The following is a 15,040-nucleotide window of genomic DNA, read 5'->3' on the forward strand; positions in this document are numbered from 1 at the left end:
CCCTGCGTCACGAAGCATGCTGATGATCCTCTGGTGTCCACCCTACGGCGCTGGACGCCGAGCGGCCGCCGGGAACGGACTGCCCCTCCGCCCCGGGGGTCGCCGCCGCGCGGTGGCCGAACCACGTGCGCGGCTCGCCGAACCACGGGTGTCGGCGCAGCACCGCCCAGCGCCCGGCCGCACTGACCTCGGTGCCCGGCGCCTGGACCGCTTCCTGTGCGGCTTCTTCCAGACTTCGTACCCCTTCACCGCCGGTCAGAACCGTGCGGTCGTCCTCGCCGAGAGCGGCCATCAGGGTCGGCAGCACCACGGCGGCGGCCCGGGCATACCCCTCGGCCGAGGGGTGGAAACGGTCGGAGCTGAACATGCGTACGGGGTCGGCCTCGAACATCGGCCCGAGCAGGCCACCGATCGACACCGTACGGCCGCCCGCCTCGACCACCGCGATCGTCTGCGCGGCCGCCAGGTCGCGGCTCCACTTGCGGGCCAGCCAGCGCAGCGGCCGCTTGATCGGCTGGATCGCGCCGATGTCGGGACAGGTGCCGACGACCACCTTGCAGCCGGCCTCGCGCAGCCGGCGGACCGCGTCGCCCAGATGGTGCACGGCCGAGTCGCGGCCCGAGGCGTGGGTGACGTCGTTGCCGCCGATCAGGATGATCGCCACGTCGGGCGCGTGTTCCAGGGCCGCGTCCACCTGATAGGGCAGGCCGGACGACATCGATCCGACCACGGCCAGGCGGTGCAGGCGCACCGGCCGGTGCAGGCGGCGGGACACGCCGGTGGCCAGCAGCGCACCCGGCGTCTCGCGGGGCCGGTGCACGCCGTAGCCGGCGGCGGTCGAGTCGCCCAGGATGACCATGCTGATCGCCTTGCCGCCGAACTTCCCGCCGTACAGGCCGTCACCGCGCGGAGGCGGGGCCTCGGCCATCGGGATGATCCGGCGAGCGTCTGCGGCCTGGCGCAGCAGCACGCCGGCCGACACGGCGGTCACCGTGGCCAGCGTGCCCGTCACGCCGGCGAGGATCTGACCGGCCAGTTTGATCCGGCGCCAGTCCTGCGCGGAGATCTGAATGGTGCTCACGGGCTCCCTCGCTGTCGCTCGCGGTCCTCGAAGATCGGTTAACAGTGGGGAATTCGAGGCTATCGCGCGGCTGCGACAAGCAATCATGGCGGGCACAGGTCATGCTGGTGTAACCGGAAGGAGAACAGCATGGCGAAGACCCTGAAACGGACGGCGGCATTCACCACGCTCGCCAAGGCCCTGATGGCCGGGGCGCGCGGGGGCCCGTCCATCTCCACCCGCATCGCGGCCATCCCGCGCATGATGAAGGCGACCACCAAGGGCCAGTACGACGGCGGGATGCGGCTGGCCATGATGGCCGCGGCCACGGCGTACGTGCTGTCCCCGGTCGACGTCGTCCCCGAGATGTTCCTGTTCGTGTTCGGCCTGGCCGACGACGCCGTGATGGTCGCCTGGCTGGCCGGCGCGGTGCTGGCCGAGACCGAGCGCTTCCTGGAGTGGGAGAGGCAGCGGGACAACGTCGTCGTAGTCTGAGGTGTGCGCTATTACGACAACGTCGTCGACATCATCGGGGACACCCCCCTGGTCAAGCTGAACAAGGTCACCGAGGGCATCGCCGCCACTGTGCTGGCCAAGGTCGAGTACTTCAATCCCGGCGGTTCGGTCAAGGACCGGATCGCCCTGCGGATGGTGCTCGACGCCGAACGCGACGGGCTGCTGGGGCCGGGCGGCACGATCGTCGAGCCCACCAGTGGAAACACCGGTGTGGGCTTGGCCCTGGTCGCCCAGCAACGCGGTTACAAGTGCATCTTCGTCTGCCCCGACAAGGTCAGCGAGGACAAGCGGAACGTCCTGAAGGCGTACGGGGCCGACGTGGTGGTCTGTCCCACCGCGGTGGCCCCCGAAGATCCGCGTTCCTACTACAACGTCTCCGACCGGCTGGCCCGCGAGGTGCCCGGCGCGTGGAAGCCGGACCAGTACAGCAACGTCGCCAACCCGCGCTCCCACTACGAAGAGACCGGCCCCGAGCTGTGGAAACAGACCGACGGCCGGATCACCCACTTCGTGGCCGGCGTCGGCACCGGGGGCACGATCACCGGGGTCGGGCGCTATCTGAAAGAGCAGGGCCCGACCGTACGGGTGATCGGGGCCGACCCCGAGGGCTCGGTCTACTCGGGTGGCACCGGCCGGCCCTACCTGGTCGAGGGCGTGGGCGAGGATTTCTGGCCCACCACGTACGACCGTGAGATCGCCGACGAGATCATCGAGGTCTCCGACTCCGACTCGTTCGAGATGACCCGCCGCCTCGCCCGTGAGGAAGGCCTGCTGGTCGGCGGCTCGTGCGGCATGGCGGTGGTGGCGGCCCTCGAGGTGGCCCGCCGCGCCGATCCCGGCGACGTCATCGTGGTGCTGTTGCCGGACGGCGGCCGGGGCTACCTGTCGAAGATCTTCAACGACGACTGGATGGCCCGCTACGGCTTCCTGCGCACGGTGGAGGGCGCTCCCACGGTGGCCGACGCCCTCGAGGGCAAGGGCGGAACGATGCCGCCCCTGATCCACGTCCACCCGACGGAGACGGTGCGCGACGCGATCGACTACATGCGCGAGTACGGCGTCTCCCAGCTCCCGGTGCTGAAGGCCGAGCCGCCGGTGGTGACGGGCGAGGTGGCCGGATCGATCGCGGAGAAGGCCCTGCTGGACGCGTTGTTCACCGGCCAGGCCCACCTGCACGACACGATAGAGCGCCACATGGGCGACCCCCTCCCGATGATCGGCGGCGGTCAACCCGTGAGCGAGGCGGTCTCGATGCTCGAGAACGCCGACGCCGCGATGGTCCTCGTCGACGGCAAGCCGGCCGGGGTCCTCACCCGGCAGGACCTGCTCGCCCACCTGTCCTGACCGCTCGGGCCGGCGCGGTTCGCCGCGTCGGCCCACGCGGAAGGCCGGTGCGATGCTTCCCGACATGATCGAGCCCGGTAAGGCGATCGAGTCCGGCGAGGCGATCGACAAAGGCGAGGCGATCGACGAAGGCGAAGCGGGCAGCCTCCTGCTGGTCGCCATCGTGGACATGTCGCCGCCCCACGTCGCCGAGGGCAGAAGCTACGAGGACGCGGTGCTGGCGTTGCTCGCGCGGCATGACGGCACGCTGGAGTCCCGGCTGCACAGCACGGACGCGACAACGGAAGTCCACATGATCCGCTTTCGGTCCCGCGCCGGCTACGACGCCTTCATGGTCGACCCCGACCGCCTGGACCTGCGCGAACGACTCGGCGCGGCCGCGCCGACCACCCGGGTGATCGAGGTCGCCCAGAACCCGCGCTAGCGACGCGCGGCGGTCAGAAGCGGCCACCCCCGCCTCGGCGGCCGCCGCCTCCGCCGCTGCTGCTGGTGCGGCGGCCCCGGGAAGCGCTGCCGCCGAAGCCGCCGCCGTTCCAGCCGCCGTGGGAGCGGCCACCGCCGGAGAGGATGCCGCCCAGCACGGCGCCGGCGAAGGCCCCGGCATCGAAGCCGCTCTGGTGTCCGCCGCCGAAGCCGGAGCCGCCGCCCCAGCGCTGAACGTCCAGGTCGGCGGAGCGGCCGGCGTTCGCGGCAAGCCGCCGGGCCTGGCGGGCCTCGGCCAGAGCGGTCGCGGGATCGGTGGCGGCGACGCTTTCGGCGACCGAAAGGTGGCGGACCGCCTCGGAGAGCGTTGCCCGAGCCTCGGAGCGGACGGCTCCCCGGCGGGTGGTGATGAAATCGTTCGTGGCGGCCACCTCGGCCCGGGCCACGGGCAGTTCCTGGGCCAGCAGGCTGCGGTCGTGGGCCAGGCGTTCCGCGACGTCGCGTGCCTCGGCCAGGGCAGCGTCGAGCGCGGCGTCAGCCGTCTGCAGCCGGGCCACGGCCCCGACCGGGTCGGGGCGGTCGGCCGAGAGCGCCGCGCGTACCTCGGCCAGTGCCTGTTCGCCGCCGGTGATGGCCGCGGTCAGGCCGGCCGGCGCGACCGCGTTGCCGGTGAGGGCGGCCCGGCCGGCGGCGATCTCGCCGGTGATCTCGTTGATCAGGGAGTCGGCCGCGGCCCGGGCAGCGGGCAGATCGGCGGCGGCGCGATCGACGGCTCCCACAAGCTGGCCGGCCTGGTCGACGGCCTGTTCGGCGGCCCGCACGGCCAGCGCGGCCTCGGCCGGGCCGCCGCCTGGGACGCCCGACCCGGACGTCGTGGGGGTGCCCGGACCGGCCAGAGCCTGACGGGCTCGGATCAGCGCGGCATCGGCGAAGGCCAGGCGTTCGCGGGCCTGGTCGGCGTTGGCGGTGATCGCGGTGATCGTGCCGCCGGAATAGGCGGCGGCCAGCTGCTTCGCGGTGGCCTCGGTGGTCGGCAGGGCGGCCTCGATCGCGGCCCGGCGCTGGTCGATCTCGGTGGTGGCCTCGGCGGCCCGGCCCTCCAGATCCCGCAAGCGGTCGAAGGCCTCCGACTCGGCGTCCAGGCGGGCGTCCGCGCCCTCGCAGAGCGCGATGATCCGGGTCAGGGTGTCGCGTCGCTGGGTCACGTCGGGGCCGGGCACCTCGTCGAGCGTCATGCGCAGGCGGAAGGCCTCGGCCACGTCCTGCCGGGCGGACTCGAGCGCGGCCTGGAACGGAGCCGTCGCCTCCGCGCCGTACTGGGCGGCGGCCAGGGCCAGCTCGCGTTCGCCGGCCCGCAGGTCGTCGTCGAGCTCGATGAGCAGGGCGTTGGCCCGGGCCGTCAGCTCCTCGGTGGTCGGGCCCGCGGGCGCCGCCGGTGGCGTGCCGGCCGAGCCGGGCCGGGTGTGCGAAGCCGAGCGGCGCTTGCGCAGCCACATCAGGACGAGCACAACGACGACGATGATGCCCAGGACCAGGAAGATCCACCCGAAGCTGCTGGAACCGGCGGCGGCGTCGGTGTAGCCCCGCGCCCCGGCGATCACCGCGCCCGACCAGTCGCTGCGGCTCAGCGCCGGTTCGATGTCGTTCGCGGCGACCTCGGACAGCTCGCGGTCGCTGATCCGCGAGTCCTCGGGGAACGAGTAGGCGTACGCCCGGTCGGTGGTCGCCACCGCGAGCAGAGCGTCACGGTTGCCGAGGTCGCTGAGCCGCGCGGTCTCGTCGGTCCACTGCTGGGCCGGCGTGCCGTCGAACGAGTCGACCATGACCACGAACAGTTGGATGCCCGTGCGGCGTTGCAGCTCGGCCAGCGCCGCGTCGACGCCGCCGCGGTCGCTGAGGACGCCGGCCTGATCGGTCACCTGGGTGGCGAGCCGCTCGGGCGCCTGGGCCGCCGCGGGCCCGGCCACCAGCGCGACCACCCCGAGGGCGGCCAGCAGCAATACGACGCTTCGGCTCAGCTTCGATGTCACCAGCCCAACCTAGGCGTTGAAGCCCTGGAAGTCCGCAGCGATCCCGTCCGTGTGGATGACAAGCGACGGATCCAGCCCCCTGTGGACAACAAAGCGCGCGCCGGCGGGGAGAGCCGGCCCGGCGCCGCTCAGCCGAGGGGAGGATCGGCGGAACGGCGCAGGGAGGTCAGTTCATTTCGGCCGGGACGGTGACGACGTCGACCAAAGCGTTCTTGCGTAGCAGGGTCATCGGCAGGTCGGCGCCGATGGCGGGGCCGAGCATGAGGCGCTGCAAGGCCTGCACCGTCGTCGTCGGCCGGCCGCCGGCCGAGATGATGATGTCGCCCAGGTAGATGCCGGCGCTTCCGGCCGGGCTGCCGGGCACCACCTCGACCACGCGCAGGCCGAGCTTCTGACCCAGCCGGCCGGCCAGCGCGGGCGGCAGCGGAACCGGCACGCCGGCGACACCCAGCCAGGCCCGCCGGACCCGGCCGTTCGCCACCAGGTCGCCGACGATCGAACGGGTGGTGGCGTTGATCGGCACGGCCAGGCCGAGGCCGTATCCGGCCACCGCCGTGTTGATCCCCACGACCGTGCCGGTGGAGTCGGCCAGGGCGCCGCCGGAGTTGCCGGGGTTGAGGGCGGCGTCGGTCTGGATGACGTTGTCGATGATGCGTACGCGCCGCCCGTCGCGGGCCGGCAGCGAGCGGCCCAGGCCGGAGACGACGCCGGCCGTCACCGAGCCGGCCAAGCCCATCGGGTTGCCCACGGCCACGACGAGCTGGCCGATCTTCAGGTCGTCGGCGTTGCCGAGCGGGGCCGCGGGTGCGCCCGGGTTGTGCACCCGGACCACCGCGAGGTCGGAAAGGGGGTCCGCGCCGACCACGTCGAAGCGGGTTTCGGTGCCGTCGGCGAAGTCGGCTGTGCCGCCGGTCGCGCCGGCGACCACGTGCGCGTTGGTCAGCAGGAATCCGTCGTCGGTGAAGGTGACCGCCGAGCCGGCGCCCTGGCCGCGCGCCGTGCGCACGGAGAGGGCCGCGACCGACGGCAGCAGGCTGGTGGCGACGCCGGTCACCACACGGCTGTAGGCATCGAGCGCCTGTGATTCGACACCCGTGTGTTCGGTATCCATGGACCGTTCAACGCCGCCCCAGCGGCATCGATGCCCGTGCGTCGTCCGCCCACGGCGAACAGCGACCGGCCACGGCAGTCACGCTGGGTCGCGAGAGTCGCACAGAAAGTCCGACCGGAGGATGGCCGTGCGCTGTTGTATGGGTCGTGACGGACGATTGACGACCCGACCGCCACCCGCAAAGCCGACGAAAGGGTAGGGGAATGGTCATCGCCGACGAGACCGCACCGGCCGACATTGTGGACCGCCTGCTGTGGCGGGATGCCCAGCAGATGCTCGGCCGGCACGCGGAAGCGGGCATCGACGGCAACTGTGTCTGGTGTGGATGGCGGTGGCCGTGTGCGCCGCGGCGCCTCGCCCAGCGGGCCGAGATCGCGGCCCGGCGTCCCTGGCGGGAGGCGTGGACCGTCCGGCACGACCTGAACAGCGTCCGGGCCATGCGCGGCCCCGACGAGTACCGGCAGCCCTCGCCCAACCGCGGCTATTTTTCCTGAAAAAGGCCGAACAACTGCACAGAACCACCGACGTCGCCCGACAGCTTGACCTCCCCCGGCAGGCATGGCTACCCGGCCCGGGCCGGCGTCGTCCGGCGGTGAGTCCGCTGCGCCCCGCCAGCGTCGCGACTTCCCGCCCGCAGGGCCCGCCCTCGAACCGAATCAAGGACCGGCATGCCTCCGTCGGTCCAGCGTCTCCGGCCAGACGCGCCCCCGGTTCGGGCGGGATGGTTGGCGGGAGTGCGGGACCACAGGTTCCCCCGTTCCATCAGGTCTCGCGCTCCCGCCCAGCCAAGAAGCAGTCCGGCGCGCCATCAGGTCTCGCGCTCCCGCCCAGCCAAGAAGCAGTCCGGCGCGCAAGAAACGATCCGGCGCGCCCGACCCGGCAAGACCGGGCGCGCCGAACCATGGCGATGCGCCTGGGCCGTGACAGCGGCGGCGCACCACCCAACCGACTTCGCCCTGACGTGTGGCGGCCTGGGCGGCATCCGTAGTTAGGGTAGGCTAACCAAGGCTCAGGCGAAGGTCAACGAGTATCTGAGCTGGTCGACCGGTTCGCCGTTCACCGGCTCGTTGCGCGTCTGTCCGTCAGCCACCCAACCGCCCGCCTCGTAGAAGCGCCGCGCTCGTGAGTTGCCCGCCAGCACCCACAGCACGGCCCGCGAGCCGCCGATCTTCGCCAGCTTCCCGAGCGCGTCGACCATCAGCAGTCGCCCCACTCCCGATCCGACCAGCGAGGGCTCGACGTGGATCGCGTACAGCTCGGCGGCGTCCGGCGTCTCGGACGGTCCGACGTACGTGAAGCCGACGATCTCGGAATCCCGGTCGGCCACGGTCAGCACGTGGGTGTCGCGTTCCCAGCGGTACCGCTCGGTCCACCACTCGCCGAAGGCGTCAGCGGTCCGCAGCTCCAGAGTCTCGGGGGCGAGGATGCCGGCGTAGGCCGCGACCCTCGAACGCTGGTGCACCGAGCCGACCGCCATCAGGTCAGCTTCTTCCGCCGTACGCAGGGAAACGTGCATCAGCCGACGGTAGCCTCCCGCCGTGGGGGCAACCGGACGCGTCCCAGGTCCTCCGCGGCCACGATCTCGCCCGTGAACGACTGCCGCGCCTCGTCGAGGAACCGCGACGGATCCGGATAGCGCTGCGAGAAATGGGTCAGGACCAGCTTGCGTACGCCCGCGTCGCGCGCCACCGCACCGGCCTGGGCCGCCGTCAGGTGTCCCACCATGGCCGCCATCGCCGCGTCCTCGGTCAGGAACGTCGACTCGATGACCAGCAGGTCGACCCCGGCGGCGAGCTCGAACACGTTGTCGCACAGGCCCGTGTCCATGATGAAGGCGAAGCTCTGCCCGGGCCGCTCGACGCTGACCTGGTCGAGCGTCACGTCGCCGATCCAGCCGGTGCGGTTCAGCTCGCCGACCGCTGGCCCGGTGATGCCGTGCGCGGCCAGTAGCGACGGGACCATGCGGCGCCCGGCCGGTTCGTCCAGCCGATAGCCGTACGTGGGAAGGGAGTGCCGAAGAGGCAGCGCCGTCAGGCGCCCGGGCGGGATCGGCTGCGAGAAGCTCGCGCCCTCGATCGGCGAAGCCACGATCTCGGCGTTGTCCCAGTAGCTGGTGGCGTGCCGCAGCCGGTCGTAGAACTCCTGGCCGGCGGCCGGATAGTGGACCGTGACCGGGTGGGCCACCTTGTCGAGCGAGATGCGCTGCAGGATGCCGGGCAGGCCGAGGCTGTGGTCGCCGTGGAAGTGGGTGATGCAGATGCGCTTGATCGGGGTGACCGCGAGGCCGGCCATGAGCATCTGGCGCTGGGTGCCCTCGCCCGGGTCGAAGAGGATCACCTCGTCGTCCCAGCGCAGCAGGTAGCCGTTGTGGTTGCGGTGCCGCGTGGGCACCTGGCTCGCGGTGCCCAGGACGATCAGCTCGCGCACGTCAGGCCCCCGGTGGAGAAATGAAGCGACCCCTGGGGACTTCCGCACACGCATGCGCGGTCCGGTCGGACAAGGCCGGATCCCCAGGGGTCGGGTGGCTATCTGGTATTCGCCGCACCGCTGCCACACGGTCTCGACGTATTGCTACGAAGCTGTCGAGGACAGCGGCTAGCGGACAGCCACCTCACGAGTCCCGTTGCTATACAACTTCGGACCACCTCCCTTCACGTGTACGGTCACGTTAACCATCGGAGGCGGTGCTCGCCAACACTTTTTGAATCACTACAGACGCGGGAATACCCGGGGCGACATCTCGGTGCCCTCCACCGCCAGCGAGGCCGGCCCGACGATCAGCGGATCGGGCGTGCCGACGATCTCGGTGTCCTTGTTGTCGTAGTCGAAGCGGTTGAGGACGTGCCGCATCGCCTCGAGGCGGGCGCGCTTCTTGTCGTTGCTCTTCACCACGGTCCACGGCGCGTCGGCGGTGTCGGTGTAGAAGAACATCGCCTCCTTGGCCTCGGTGTAGTCCCCCCACTTGTCCAGGGAGGCGAGGTCGTTGGGGGAGAGCTTCCACTGCCGCACGGGGTCGACCTGCCGGATGGCGAAGCGGGTGCGCTGCTCGCCCTGGGTCACCGAGAACCAGAACTTCACCAGGTGGATGCCGGAGCGCACGAGCATCCGCTCCAGCTCGGGGGTCTGGCGCATGAACTCCAGATACTCCGCGCGGGTGCAGAAGCCCATGACCCGCTCGACGCCGGCCCGGTTGTACCAGGACCGGTCGAACAGCACGATCTCGCCGGCGGACGGCAGGTGCTTGATGTAGCGCTGGTAGTACCACTGGGTGCTCTCGCGCTCGTTCGGCTTCTCGAGGGCGATCACCGAGGCGCCGCGCGGGTTCAGATGCTCCATGAACCGCTTGATCGTGCCGCCCTTGCCGGCCGCGTCGCGCCCCTCGAAGAGGACCACCAGCCGCTCGCCGGTGCTCTTGCACCAGTTCTGCAGCTTCAGCAGCTCGATCTGGAGCAGGCGCTTGTGGTGGTCGTACTCGGCGCGGGGCATCCGCTCGTCGTACGGGTAGTCCTCGCGCCAGGTGTCGACCGGGCTGCCGTCGGCGTTGAGCAGCACGGGATCGTCGTCGTCATCGTCGGCGACCCGGTAGCCGCCCAACTCCGCGACCGGTCCGTCGTAAGGGCTCGTGGTGAGGTCCTCGTGGTGACCGTTGTGCCGTTCCGGCTGTTCCGGCTGTTCCTGGTGTTCCTGATGTTCCTGCTCCGCCTCGGACTGCATGGCTCATTTACTACCCAGAACGAGTGACCGTTCAACGAGCCGGAAGGTGAACAATCAGCCCAGCCACTGGCGGAAGCGAGTCTCGCGCGACGTTTCCACAACCACCGGCAATTCGGCGTACGTGTCCTTGCCCACCTGCTCCTGCCGGGCCCACAGCACACCGAACCAGAAGCTGTCCTGCCCCAGCTCGTGCAGCAGTTCCCGGGCGACGACCGAATCCTGGTGCGCGCCGAGCACGTCCTGCAGCTCGGTCAGCGCGTCGACCAGCTTCTTGGCGGGCTTGCCGGCTGTGGGCTGGAAGACCTCGACCGCGTACCGGGCCCGCTTGTAGGCCTTGCGGGCGTCGTGCAGCTCGTGGTCCTCGCCGTGGGCCAGCGCCTCGTCGAGCAGCCCGTCGGCCTTGGCCAGGCTCTTGGCGGCCCGCCGGATCGGGTCGGCCTCGGCCGTCTCCTGCGCGGCGAGCTGGTCGATGCGGTCGAGCAGGGTGAGGTAGCGCTCGCTCTCGAGCGCCTCGTCGAGCGCGGCCCGGCCCTCAGCCACCTGGGTGTCGAGATGCTCGCGGATGCGGGCGGCGACCGGGCGGAACTGCTCGCCGGCCTCGTCCAGCCCGGCCAGCAGCTTCCCCTCCTGCACCTGGCCGTCGCGCACCTGGCCCAGCAGGTCGGCCAGCCACTTCAGCTCGTCGTTGAGGTCGGCCGCGTCGGGAAAGGTGCGCTTGAACGTCTTCAGGGTGCTGCGCAGGCGCCGGGTGCCGACGCGCATCTTGTGCACAGCCTCGGGGTCGCCGCGACGGACACCCGGGTCGTAGCCGGTGATGGCGTCGCGCTGCTCCCGTACGTACTGAAGAACCGGGCTCTTGGTCTTCTTCGGCGCGGACGGCTTGGGCTGGCCGCCGACGGCGCGCGAGACCTTGGACGGGCCCTCGGCCGGGGTGGCGCCCGCCTTGAACAGCACCTTCTCGACGGCGGCGAGCAACTTGGGGCTGCCGTCGACCAGCTCGACCTCGACCTCCTGCCAGCGCTGCTCGCGCCCGTCGGTCTCGGCGGTCACCTGGTCCTGCGCGACGAGGGCGAGCGTGTTGCCGTCGGCGTCGCGCAGCGGAGTCTCGACCCGATGGGTGCGCAGGCGGGCGATCGGCCGCAGCCCCTGGCGGCGCACGATGGCGCGGACCTGGCCGACCAGCTCGTCCGGAACGGTTTCGGGCTTGCCGTTGAGGGGAAGGCGGTGCTCGGTGCGGTTCGCGCCGTCGCCGGGTGTCTTCAGATGCCAGCCGGCGTCGCTGCCGCCGGTGCGCCGGCGGAGCGTGCGGCGGTGCCGCATGAGGGCGAAGTCGTCGGTGTCGAAGTAGGTGGCGTCGAGGTCGTGCGTCTCGGCGCCGTCGGTGCTGCTGATGCCTGCCTTGCCGGTCAGATCGGGAAGCCGAAACTCGGCGGGCACGTCGTATTTACGCTCTGTTTCGGTCGCGATCTCCATGCGTTAATACTGCCCGAACGGGTGACCTTCATACAGACCAAGTTCTTGGCAGGTTGTGCACAGCCGGACCACAGATACCGCTGGCACCGTCGTCGCTATGGAGAAGTCAGAACGCCGGCCCGTCTCGCTGGCCGGCCTCGGCCTGATCAGCGCCGGCGCGGTGCTCGGCCTCGCGCTGGCCGGGCCCGCCGCGGCTGCCCCGTCGTCCTCGCCGCCGGCGCAGCCCGCCGGCCAGTCCCAGTCGGCCCCCGACGACGACAAGAATTAGGCCGCCATCGGGCGCCCGCCCAGGCTGCGCAGATAGAGCGCGCGCGAGTAATGGGCCGAGGCGGCCCCGTAATACATGGTGGCCAGCCCGACGTAGAAGCCGTTGTTGGTAATGGCGTTCTTCGCATTGGTCGAGGCTGACCAGCGGATCTCCGCGTCCGACTCGCTGATCCCCTTGCGGATGCAGCGCAGCCGGTTCATCTCCTTGCCGGTCTTCCAGGTCTCGAGCGCCGCTTCCGCCTCGCGCATCGACTCCTCCGCCTGCTCGGCAAGCGACTCGGCAAGACTCCAGGCGCGCCGCTCCTCGTCGTTGTAGAAAATCGGCATGGCTTCACCTCCCGCACCACCGCTGACCCTTCCCAGTGTGCGAACGATGTCGGGACATGTCGATCTTTTACACTCCGAGGCGTGAAAACAGCCCCCGGTAGTTGCCGGGGGCCCGGACGCTTGAATCAGACGGTGCGGGATGGTTGCCGCAGAAATCAAGCGATCGACCGCGTAAGATCTTCGATGGGAAGAACCTCCGACATTTTCGCCGAATCTGTCGAGGAAAACACTTCCATCGAATTAATCCGTCGGCGTCCGCCACGACGCCGGAGGATTGGGGAGCGACCATGAACGTCACCGTTATCGGTTCCGGCAACGGAGGCATGGCTGTCGCCTTCGACTGTGCTCAGCAAGGTCACCGGGTCTCGCTGTACTCCCGAGCCGAACACGCTCACGAGAACATCGAGGCAGTCGGGGCGAAGGGCGGCATCACGAGCCAGGGACGGCTGGAGGGCTTCGCGCCGGTTGCGTACGCCGGTACGGACATCGAAGCCGCCATGGAGGGTGCCGAGGTCGTCTTCGTGGTCGGGCCCGCGTTCGCCACCGAGCCCTTCGGTCGCGACCTCGCACCTCACCTGCGTACCGGGATGACCGTGGTGATCTGTCCCGGATCCTGCGGCGGCGCCCTCGCCTTCAAGCGGGCCGCAGGTTTGGCGGTGCACGACGACAACATCATCGTCGGGGAGACCAGCACCCTTCCGTACGCGTGCCGGGCCGACGGCCAGGGCAACGTCCATGTATTCCACAGGTTCGACACAGGCCTCTTCGCCGCGGCCGTTCCTCGGTCGGGCAACGGCAAGCTGCTGGAGACTCTCAGGCGAATCTATCCCTCGACCACCGAGGCGGCCACGGTCCTCCAGACGTCTCTGCAGAACGGCAACCCCGTCATCCACCCCGCGGTGACGCTCATGAACGCCGCCCTGCTGGAGCGGACCGGCGGCGACTTCCTCTTCTACGAGGAGGGTGTCACCCCAGCTGCGGGCCGTCTGATGGAAGCTGTCGACACCGAGCGTCTCGCCATCGCGACGGCGCTCGGCGTGACGATCCTGTCCGAGCCGGATATCGGTGTGGAGCAGGGCTACATGACCGAGAGCAACTACACGACCGGGTACTCCCGCGCGCCCGGCTTCCGCGGCATCAAGGCCCCGACTGCCATCGACTCGCGGTACCTCACCGAAGACGTCGGCTACAGCCTGGTCTTCTTCACCGATTTGGCACGCCGACTCGCAGTGCCCACCCCGACGATGGACGCGATCATCGAGATCACCTCCGTCGTCCTCGCGCGCGACCTGCGTGCGGAAGGAGCCCGAACGATGAGTTCTCTGGGACTCGACGACCTGAACGCCGAGCAGCTGACCAACCTTTGAGAACAGGCGCCGAGGCCTCATCGCTGCCCGGTCAGCCGAGCCGGCATGAGCGTGCGGATCGAGGCGGACCCGGCGATCCGGCCGGATCTCGCGACTCGTGCCGGACGGCGCGCTCCTGGTGGTACCGCCTGGGCGACCCGGCGAACGACAGCATGATTGAGGGCGGCGGAACCTGGATCCGGTCCGCGGAGTTCCGGGAAGCGTTCTCCCGCGCCCGGCGACCCGGCCATCGTCGCACGAGACGGGCACCCGATGCGGATGCCCGTCCGTTGCCGCAGGTCAGTTCGTGCGGGCCACGCCCACCGGGCAGGTCATGCCGTTCGGCCCATGATTGCAGTACCCGTTCGGGTTTTTATCACTTGAAAGGTACTGCTGGTGGTAGTCCTCGGCGTAGAAGTACGCGCCGAGGGGGCGGATCTCGGTGGTGATCTGGCCGTGGCGGGCCGCAGTGACCACCGGCTGGAAGGCCTCCAGGGACTCCCTCGCGATGCGGGCCTGGTCGTCCGTGGTCGTGTAGATCGCGGAACGGTACTGGGTGCCCACGTCGTTGCCCTGGCGCATGCCCTGGGTCGGGTTGTGGTTCTCCCAGAAGGCCTTGAGCAGGTCCTCGTACTGGATCTTGCTGGGGTCGTAGACGACCTGGACCACCTCGGTGTGGCCGGTGGAGCCGGAGCAGGTCTCCTCGTAGGTCGGGTTCTTCGTGAACCCGCCCGCGTAGCCGACCGAGGTCGAGTAGACCCCGGGCAGCTCCCAGAAGATGCGCTCGGCACCCCAGAAACATCCCATTCCGAAGACCGCGACCTGGAAGCCGGCCGGCCACGGTCCCTTGAGCGGGGTGCCCAGCACGGTGTGCTTGTCGGCGACCGGCATCTCGAGGGGGCGGCCCGGCAGGGCCTGGTCGGGGGTAATCAGTTCGAGCTTCTTGTGCCGCAGGAACACGGTCACTCCCTTCATCCGCCAGGTGTAACGCCGGGGGCGGCCGCTTCCTTACCCGAGTTCTTTCGCGATGCGCGAAGCAAATGACGCCGCCTCGTCGTCGCTCTCGTACTTGTGCCGGGGCCAGAAGAAGCCTCGCAAACCGTCGCCCTTGGTCCGCGGCACGACGTGGAAATGCAGATGGGCTACCGACTGCGAGACGACGTTGTTGTTCGCCACAAACGTCCCCTGTGCGCCCAGGGCTGCCGGAACCGCGGCGGCCACCCGCTGCACAAGCCCGAAGAATCCGGGCAGATCCGCGGCCGGAAGGTCGGGCAACGTCACCACGTGGGCGCGGGGGACGATCAGCACGTGGCCCTTGAACACCGGCCGGGTGTCGAGGAACCCGACCCCGTCCGGCGAGTCGATGACCTTGAAAGCGGGCACCGAGCCCGCCACGATGTCGCAGAAGACGCAGGATGCCACCAGGTGA

General features: G+C 70.2%; 16 protein-coding genes. 6 read left to right on the top strand and 10 right to left on the bottom strand.

Annotated elements, in window-relative coordinates; genetic code table 11:
- Positions 1-7: 7 nt before the first annotated feature.
- The gene (locus LXN57_RS20510; protein ID WP_438872891.1) at positions 8-1,081 is read right to left on the bottom strand and encodes an SGNH/GDSL hydrolase family protein; all 1,074 of its coding nucleotides are present in this window, start codon (positions 1,079-1,081) and stop codon (positions 8-10) included.
- Between the two features lie 129 nt (positions 1,082-1,210).
- On the opposite strand from LXN57_RS20510, the gene LXN57_RS20515 reads away from it, so the two are divergent.
- The 3 genes from LXN57_RS20515 (at position 1,211) to LXN57_RS20525 (ending at position 3,344) form a co-directional block, all read left to right on the top strand.
- Positions 1,211-1,555, top strand: coding sequence for a YkvA family protein (locus LXN57_RS20515; protein WP_251799778.1), 345 nt, complete (start codon positions 1,211-1,213; stop codon positions 1,553-1,555).
- Positions 1,556-1,558: 3 nt separating this feature from the next.
- Positions 1,559-2,920: a cystathionine beta-synthase gene (locus tag LXN57_RS20520; RefSeq protein WP_251799779.1), complete on the top strand. Its 1,362-nt coding sequence runs from the start codon at positions 1,559-1,561 to the stop codon at positions 2,918-2,920.
- 64 nt (positions 2,921-2,984) lie between these two features.
- Complete coding sequence (locus tag LXN57_RS20525) at positions 2,985-3,344, top strand: hypothetical protein (protein ID WP_251799780.1); 360 nt, start codon at positions 2,985-2,987, stop codon at positions 3,342-3,344.
- Positions 3,345-3,357: 13 nt separating this feature from the next.
- On the opposite strand, the gene LXN57_RS20530 is transcribed toward LXN57_RS20525, so the two are convergent.
- The gene (locus LXN57_RS20530) at positions 3,358-5,373 is read right to left on the bottom strand and encodes a TPM domain-containing protein (protein ID WP_251799781.1); all 2,016 of its coding nucleotides are present in this window, start codon (positions 5,371-5,373) and stop codon (positions 3,358-3,360) included.
- 166 nt (positions 5,374-5,539) lie between these two features.
- Entirely contained in the window at positions 5,540-6,484 is a 945-nt protein-coding gene (locus tag LXN57_RS20535; RefSeq protein ID WP_251799782.1) for a S1C family serine protease, read from the bottom strand.
- A 203-nt stretch (positions 6,485-6,687) separates the two neighbouring features.
- Between LXN57_RS20535 and LXN57_RS20540 the strand changes: the two genes are divergently transcribed.
- A complete protein-coding gene (locus tag LXN57_RS20540; RefSeq protein WP_251799783.1) occupies positions 6,688-6,978 on the top strand; it encodes a hypothetical protein in 291 nt (96 codons plus the stop codon).
- A gap of 515 nt (positions 6,979-7,493) precedes the next feature.
- Here LXN57_RS20540 and LXN57_RS20545 read toward each other — a convergent pair.
- The 4 genes from LXN57_RS20545 to LXN57_RS20560 form a co-directional block, all read right to left on the bottom strand.
- Entirely contained in the window at positions 7,494-8,000 is a 507-nt protein-coding gene (locus LXN57_RS20545; protein WP_251799784.1) for a GNAT family N-acetyltransferase, read from the bottom strand.
- A complete protein-coding gene (locus LXN57_RS20550; protein WP_438872892.1) occupies positions 8,000-8,965 on the bottom strand; it encodes a ribonuclease Z in 966 nt (321 codons plus the stop codon). The genes LXN57_RS20545 and LXN57_RS20550 overlap by 1 nt, the downstream gene beginning before the upstream one ends.
- A 228-nt stretch (positions 8,966-9,193) precedes the next feature.
- Entirely contained in the window at positions 9,194-10,198 is a 1,005-nt protein-coding gene (gene ppk2 / locus LXN57_RS20555; protein ID WP_251799786.1) for a polyphosphate kinase 2, read from the bottom strand.
- Positions 10,199-10,252: 54 nt separating this feature from the next.
- The gene (locus LXN57_RS20560; RefSeq protein WP_251799787.1) at positions 10,253-11,671 is read right to left on the bottom strand and encodes a CYTH and CHAD domain-containing protein; all 1,419 of its coding nucleotides are present in this window, start codon (positions 11,669-11,671) and stop codon (positions 10,253-10,255) included.
- 97 nt (positions 11,672-11,768) lie between these two features.
- On the opposite strand from LXN57_RS20560, the gene LXN57_RS20565 reads away from it, so the two are divergent.
- On the top strand, positions 11,769-11,939 hold the full coding sequence (locus tag LXN57_RS20565; RefSeq protein WP_251799788.1) for a hypothetical protein: 171 nt from the start codon (positions 11,769-11,771) through the stop codon (positions 11,937-11,939).
- Here LXN57_RS20565 and LXN57_RS20570 read toward each other — a convergent pair.
- Positions 11,936-12,265: a hypothetical protein gene (locus LXN57_RS20570; protein WP_221376701.1), complete on the bottom strand. Its 330-nt coding sequence runs from the start codon at positions 12,263-12,265 to the stop codon at positions 11,936-11,938. The genes LXN57_RS20565 and LXN57_RS20570 overlap by 4 nt on opposite strands.
- Positions 12,266-12,552: 287 nt before the next feature.
- Here LXN57_RS20570 and LXN57_RS20575 point away from each other — a divergent pair, with 287 nt between their 5' ends.
- Positions 12,553-13,632 carry an NAD/NADP-dependent octopine/nopaline dehydrogenase family protein gene (locus LXN57_RS20575; protein WP_251799789.1) on the top strand — a complete coding sequence of 360 codons (1,080 nt, stop codon included), beginning with the start codon at positions 12,553-12,555 and terminating at the stop codon, positions 13,630-13,632.
- A 279-nt stretch (positions 13,633-13,911) separates the two neighbouring features.
- Here the strand turns inward: LXN57_RS20575 and msrA are convergent, their stop codons facing one another.
- Entirely contained in the window at positions 13,912-14,571 is a 660-nt protein-coding gene (gene msrA, locus LXN57_RS20580) for a peptide-methionine (S)-S-oxide reductase MsrA (RefSeq protein WP_251799820.1), read from the bottom strand.
- A 48-nt stretch (positions 14,572-14,619) separates the two neighbouring features.
- A complete protein-coding gene (locus tag LXN57_RS20585; protein WP_251799790.1) occupies positions 14,620-15,033 on the bottom strand; it encodes an HIT family protein in 414 nt (137 codons plus the stop codon).
- Between the last annotated feature and the right edge of the window lie 7 nt (positions 15,034-15,040).

Origin of the sequence: Paractinoplanes hotanensis (assembly GCF_023717965.1) — a bacterium.
Taxonomy (GTDB): domain Bacteria; phylum Actinomycetota; class Actinomycetes; order Mycobacteriales; family Micromonosporaceae; genus Actinoplanes; species Actinoplanes polyasparticus.

Coding starts and splice junctions, on each gene's coding strand:
- LXN57_RS20515 (WP_251799778.1), top strand. CDS start 1,211: ATGGCGAAGACCCTGAAACGGACGGCGGCATTCACCACGCTCGCCAAG.
- LXN57_RS20525 (WP_251799780.1), top strand. CDS start 2,985: ATGATCGAGCCCGGTAAGGCGATCGAGTCCGGCGAGGCGATCGACAAA.
- LXN57_RS20535 (WP_251799782.1), bottom strand. CDS start 6,484: ATGGATACCGAACACACGGGTGTCGAATCACAGGCGCTCGATGCCTAC.
- LXN57_RS20540 (WP_251799783.1), top strand. CDS start 6,688: ATGGTCATCGCCGACGAGACCGCACCGGCCGACATTGTGGACCGCCTG.
- LXN57_RS20545 (WP_251799784.1), bottom strand. CDS start 8,000: ATGCACGTTTCCCTGCGTACGGCGGAAGAAGCTGACCTGATGGCGGTC.
- LXN57_RS20550 (WP_438872892.1), bottom strand. CDS start 8,965: ATGCGTGTGCGGAAGTCCCCAGGGGTCGCTTCATTTCTCCACCGGGGG.
- ppk2 (WP_251799786.1), bottom strand. CDS start 10,198: ATGCAGTCCGAGGCGGAGCAGGAACATCAGGAACACCAGGAACAGCCG.
- LXN57_RS20560 (WP_251799787.1), bottom strand. CDS start 11,671: ATGGAGATCGCGACCGAAACAGAGCGTAAATACGACGTGCCCGCCGAG.
- LXN57_RS20565 (WP_251799788.1), top strand. CDS start 11,769: ATGGAGAAGTCAGAACGCCGGCCCGTCTCGCTGGCCGGCCTCGGCCTG.
- LXN57_RS20570 (WP_221376701.1), bottom strand. CDS start 12,265: ATGCCGATTTTCTACAACGACGAGGAGCGGCGCGCCTGGAGTCTTGCC.
- LXN57_RS20575 (WP_251799789.1), top strand. CDS start 12,553: ATGAACGTCACCGTTATCGGTTCCGGCAACGGAGGCATGGCTGTCGCC.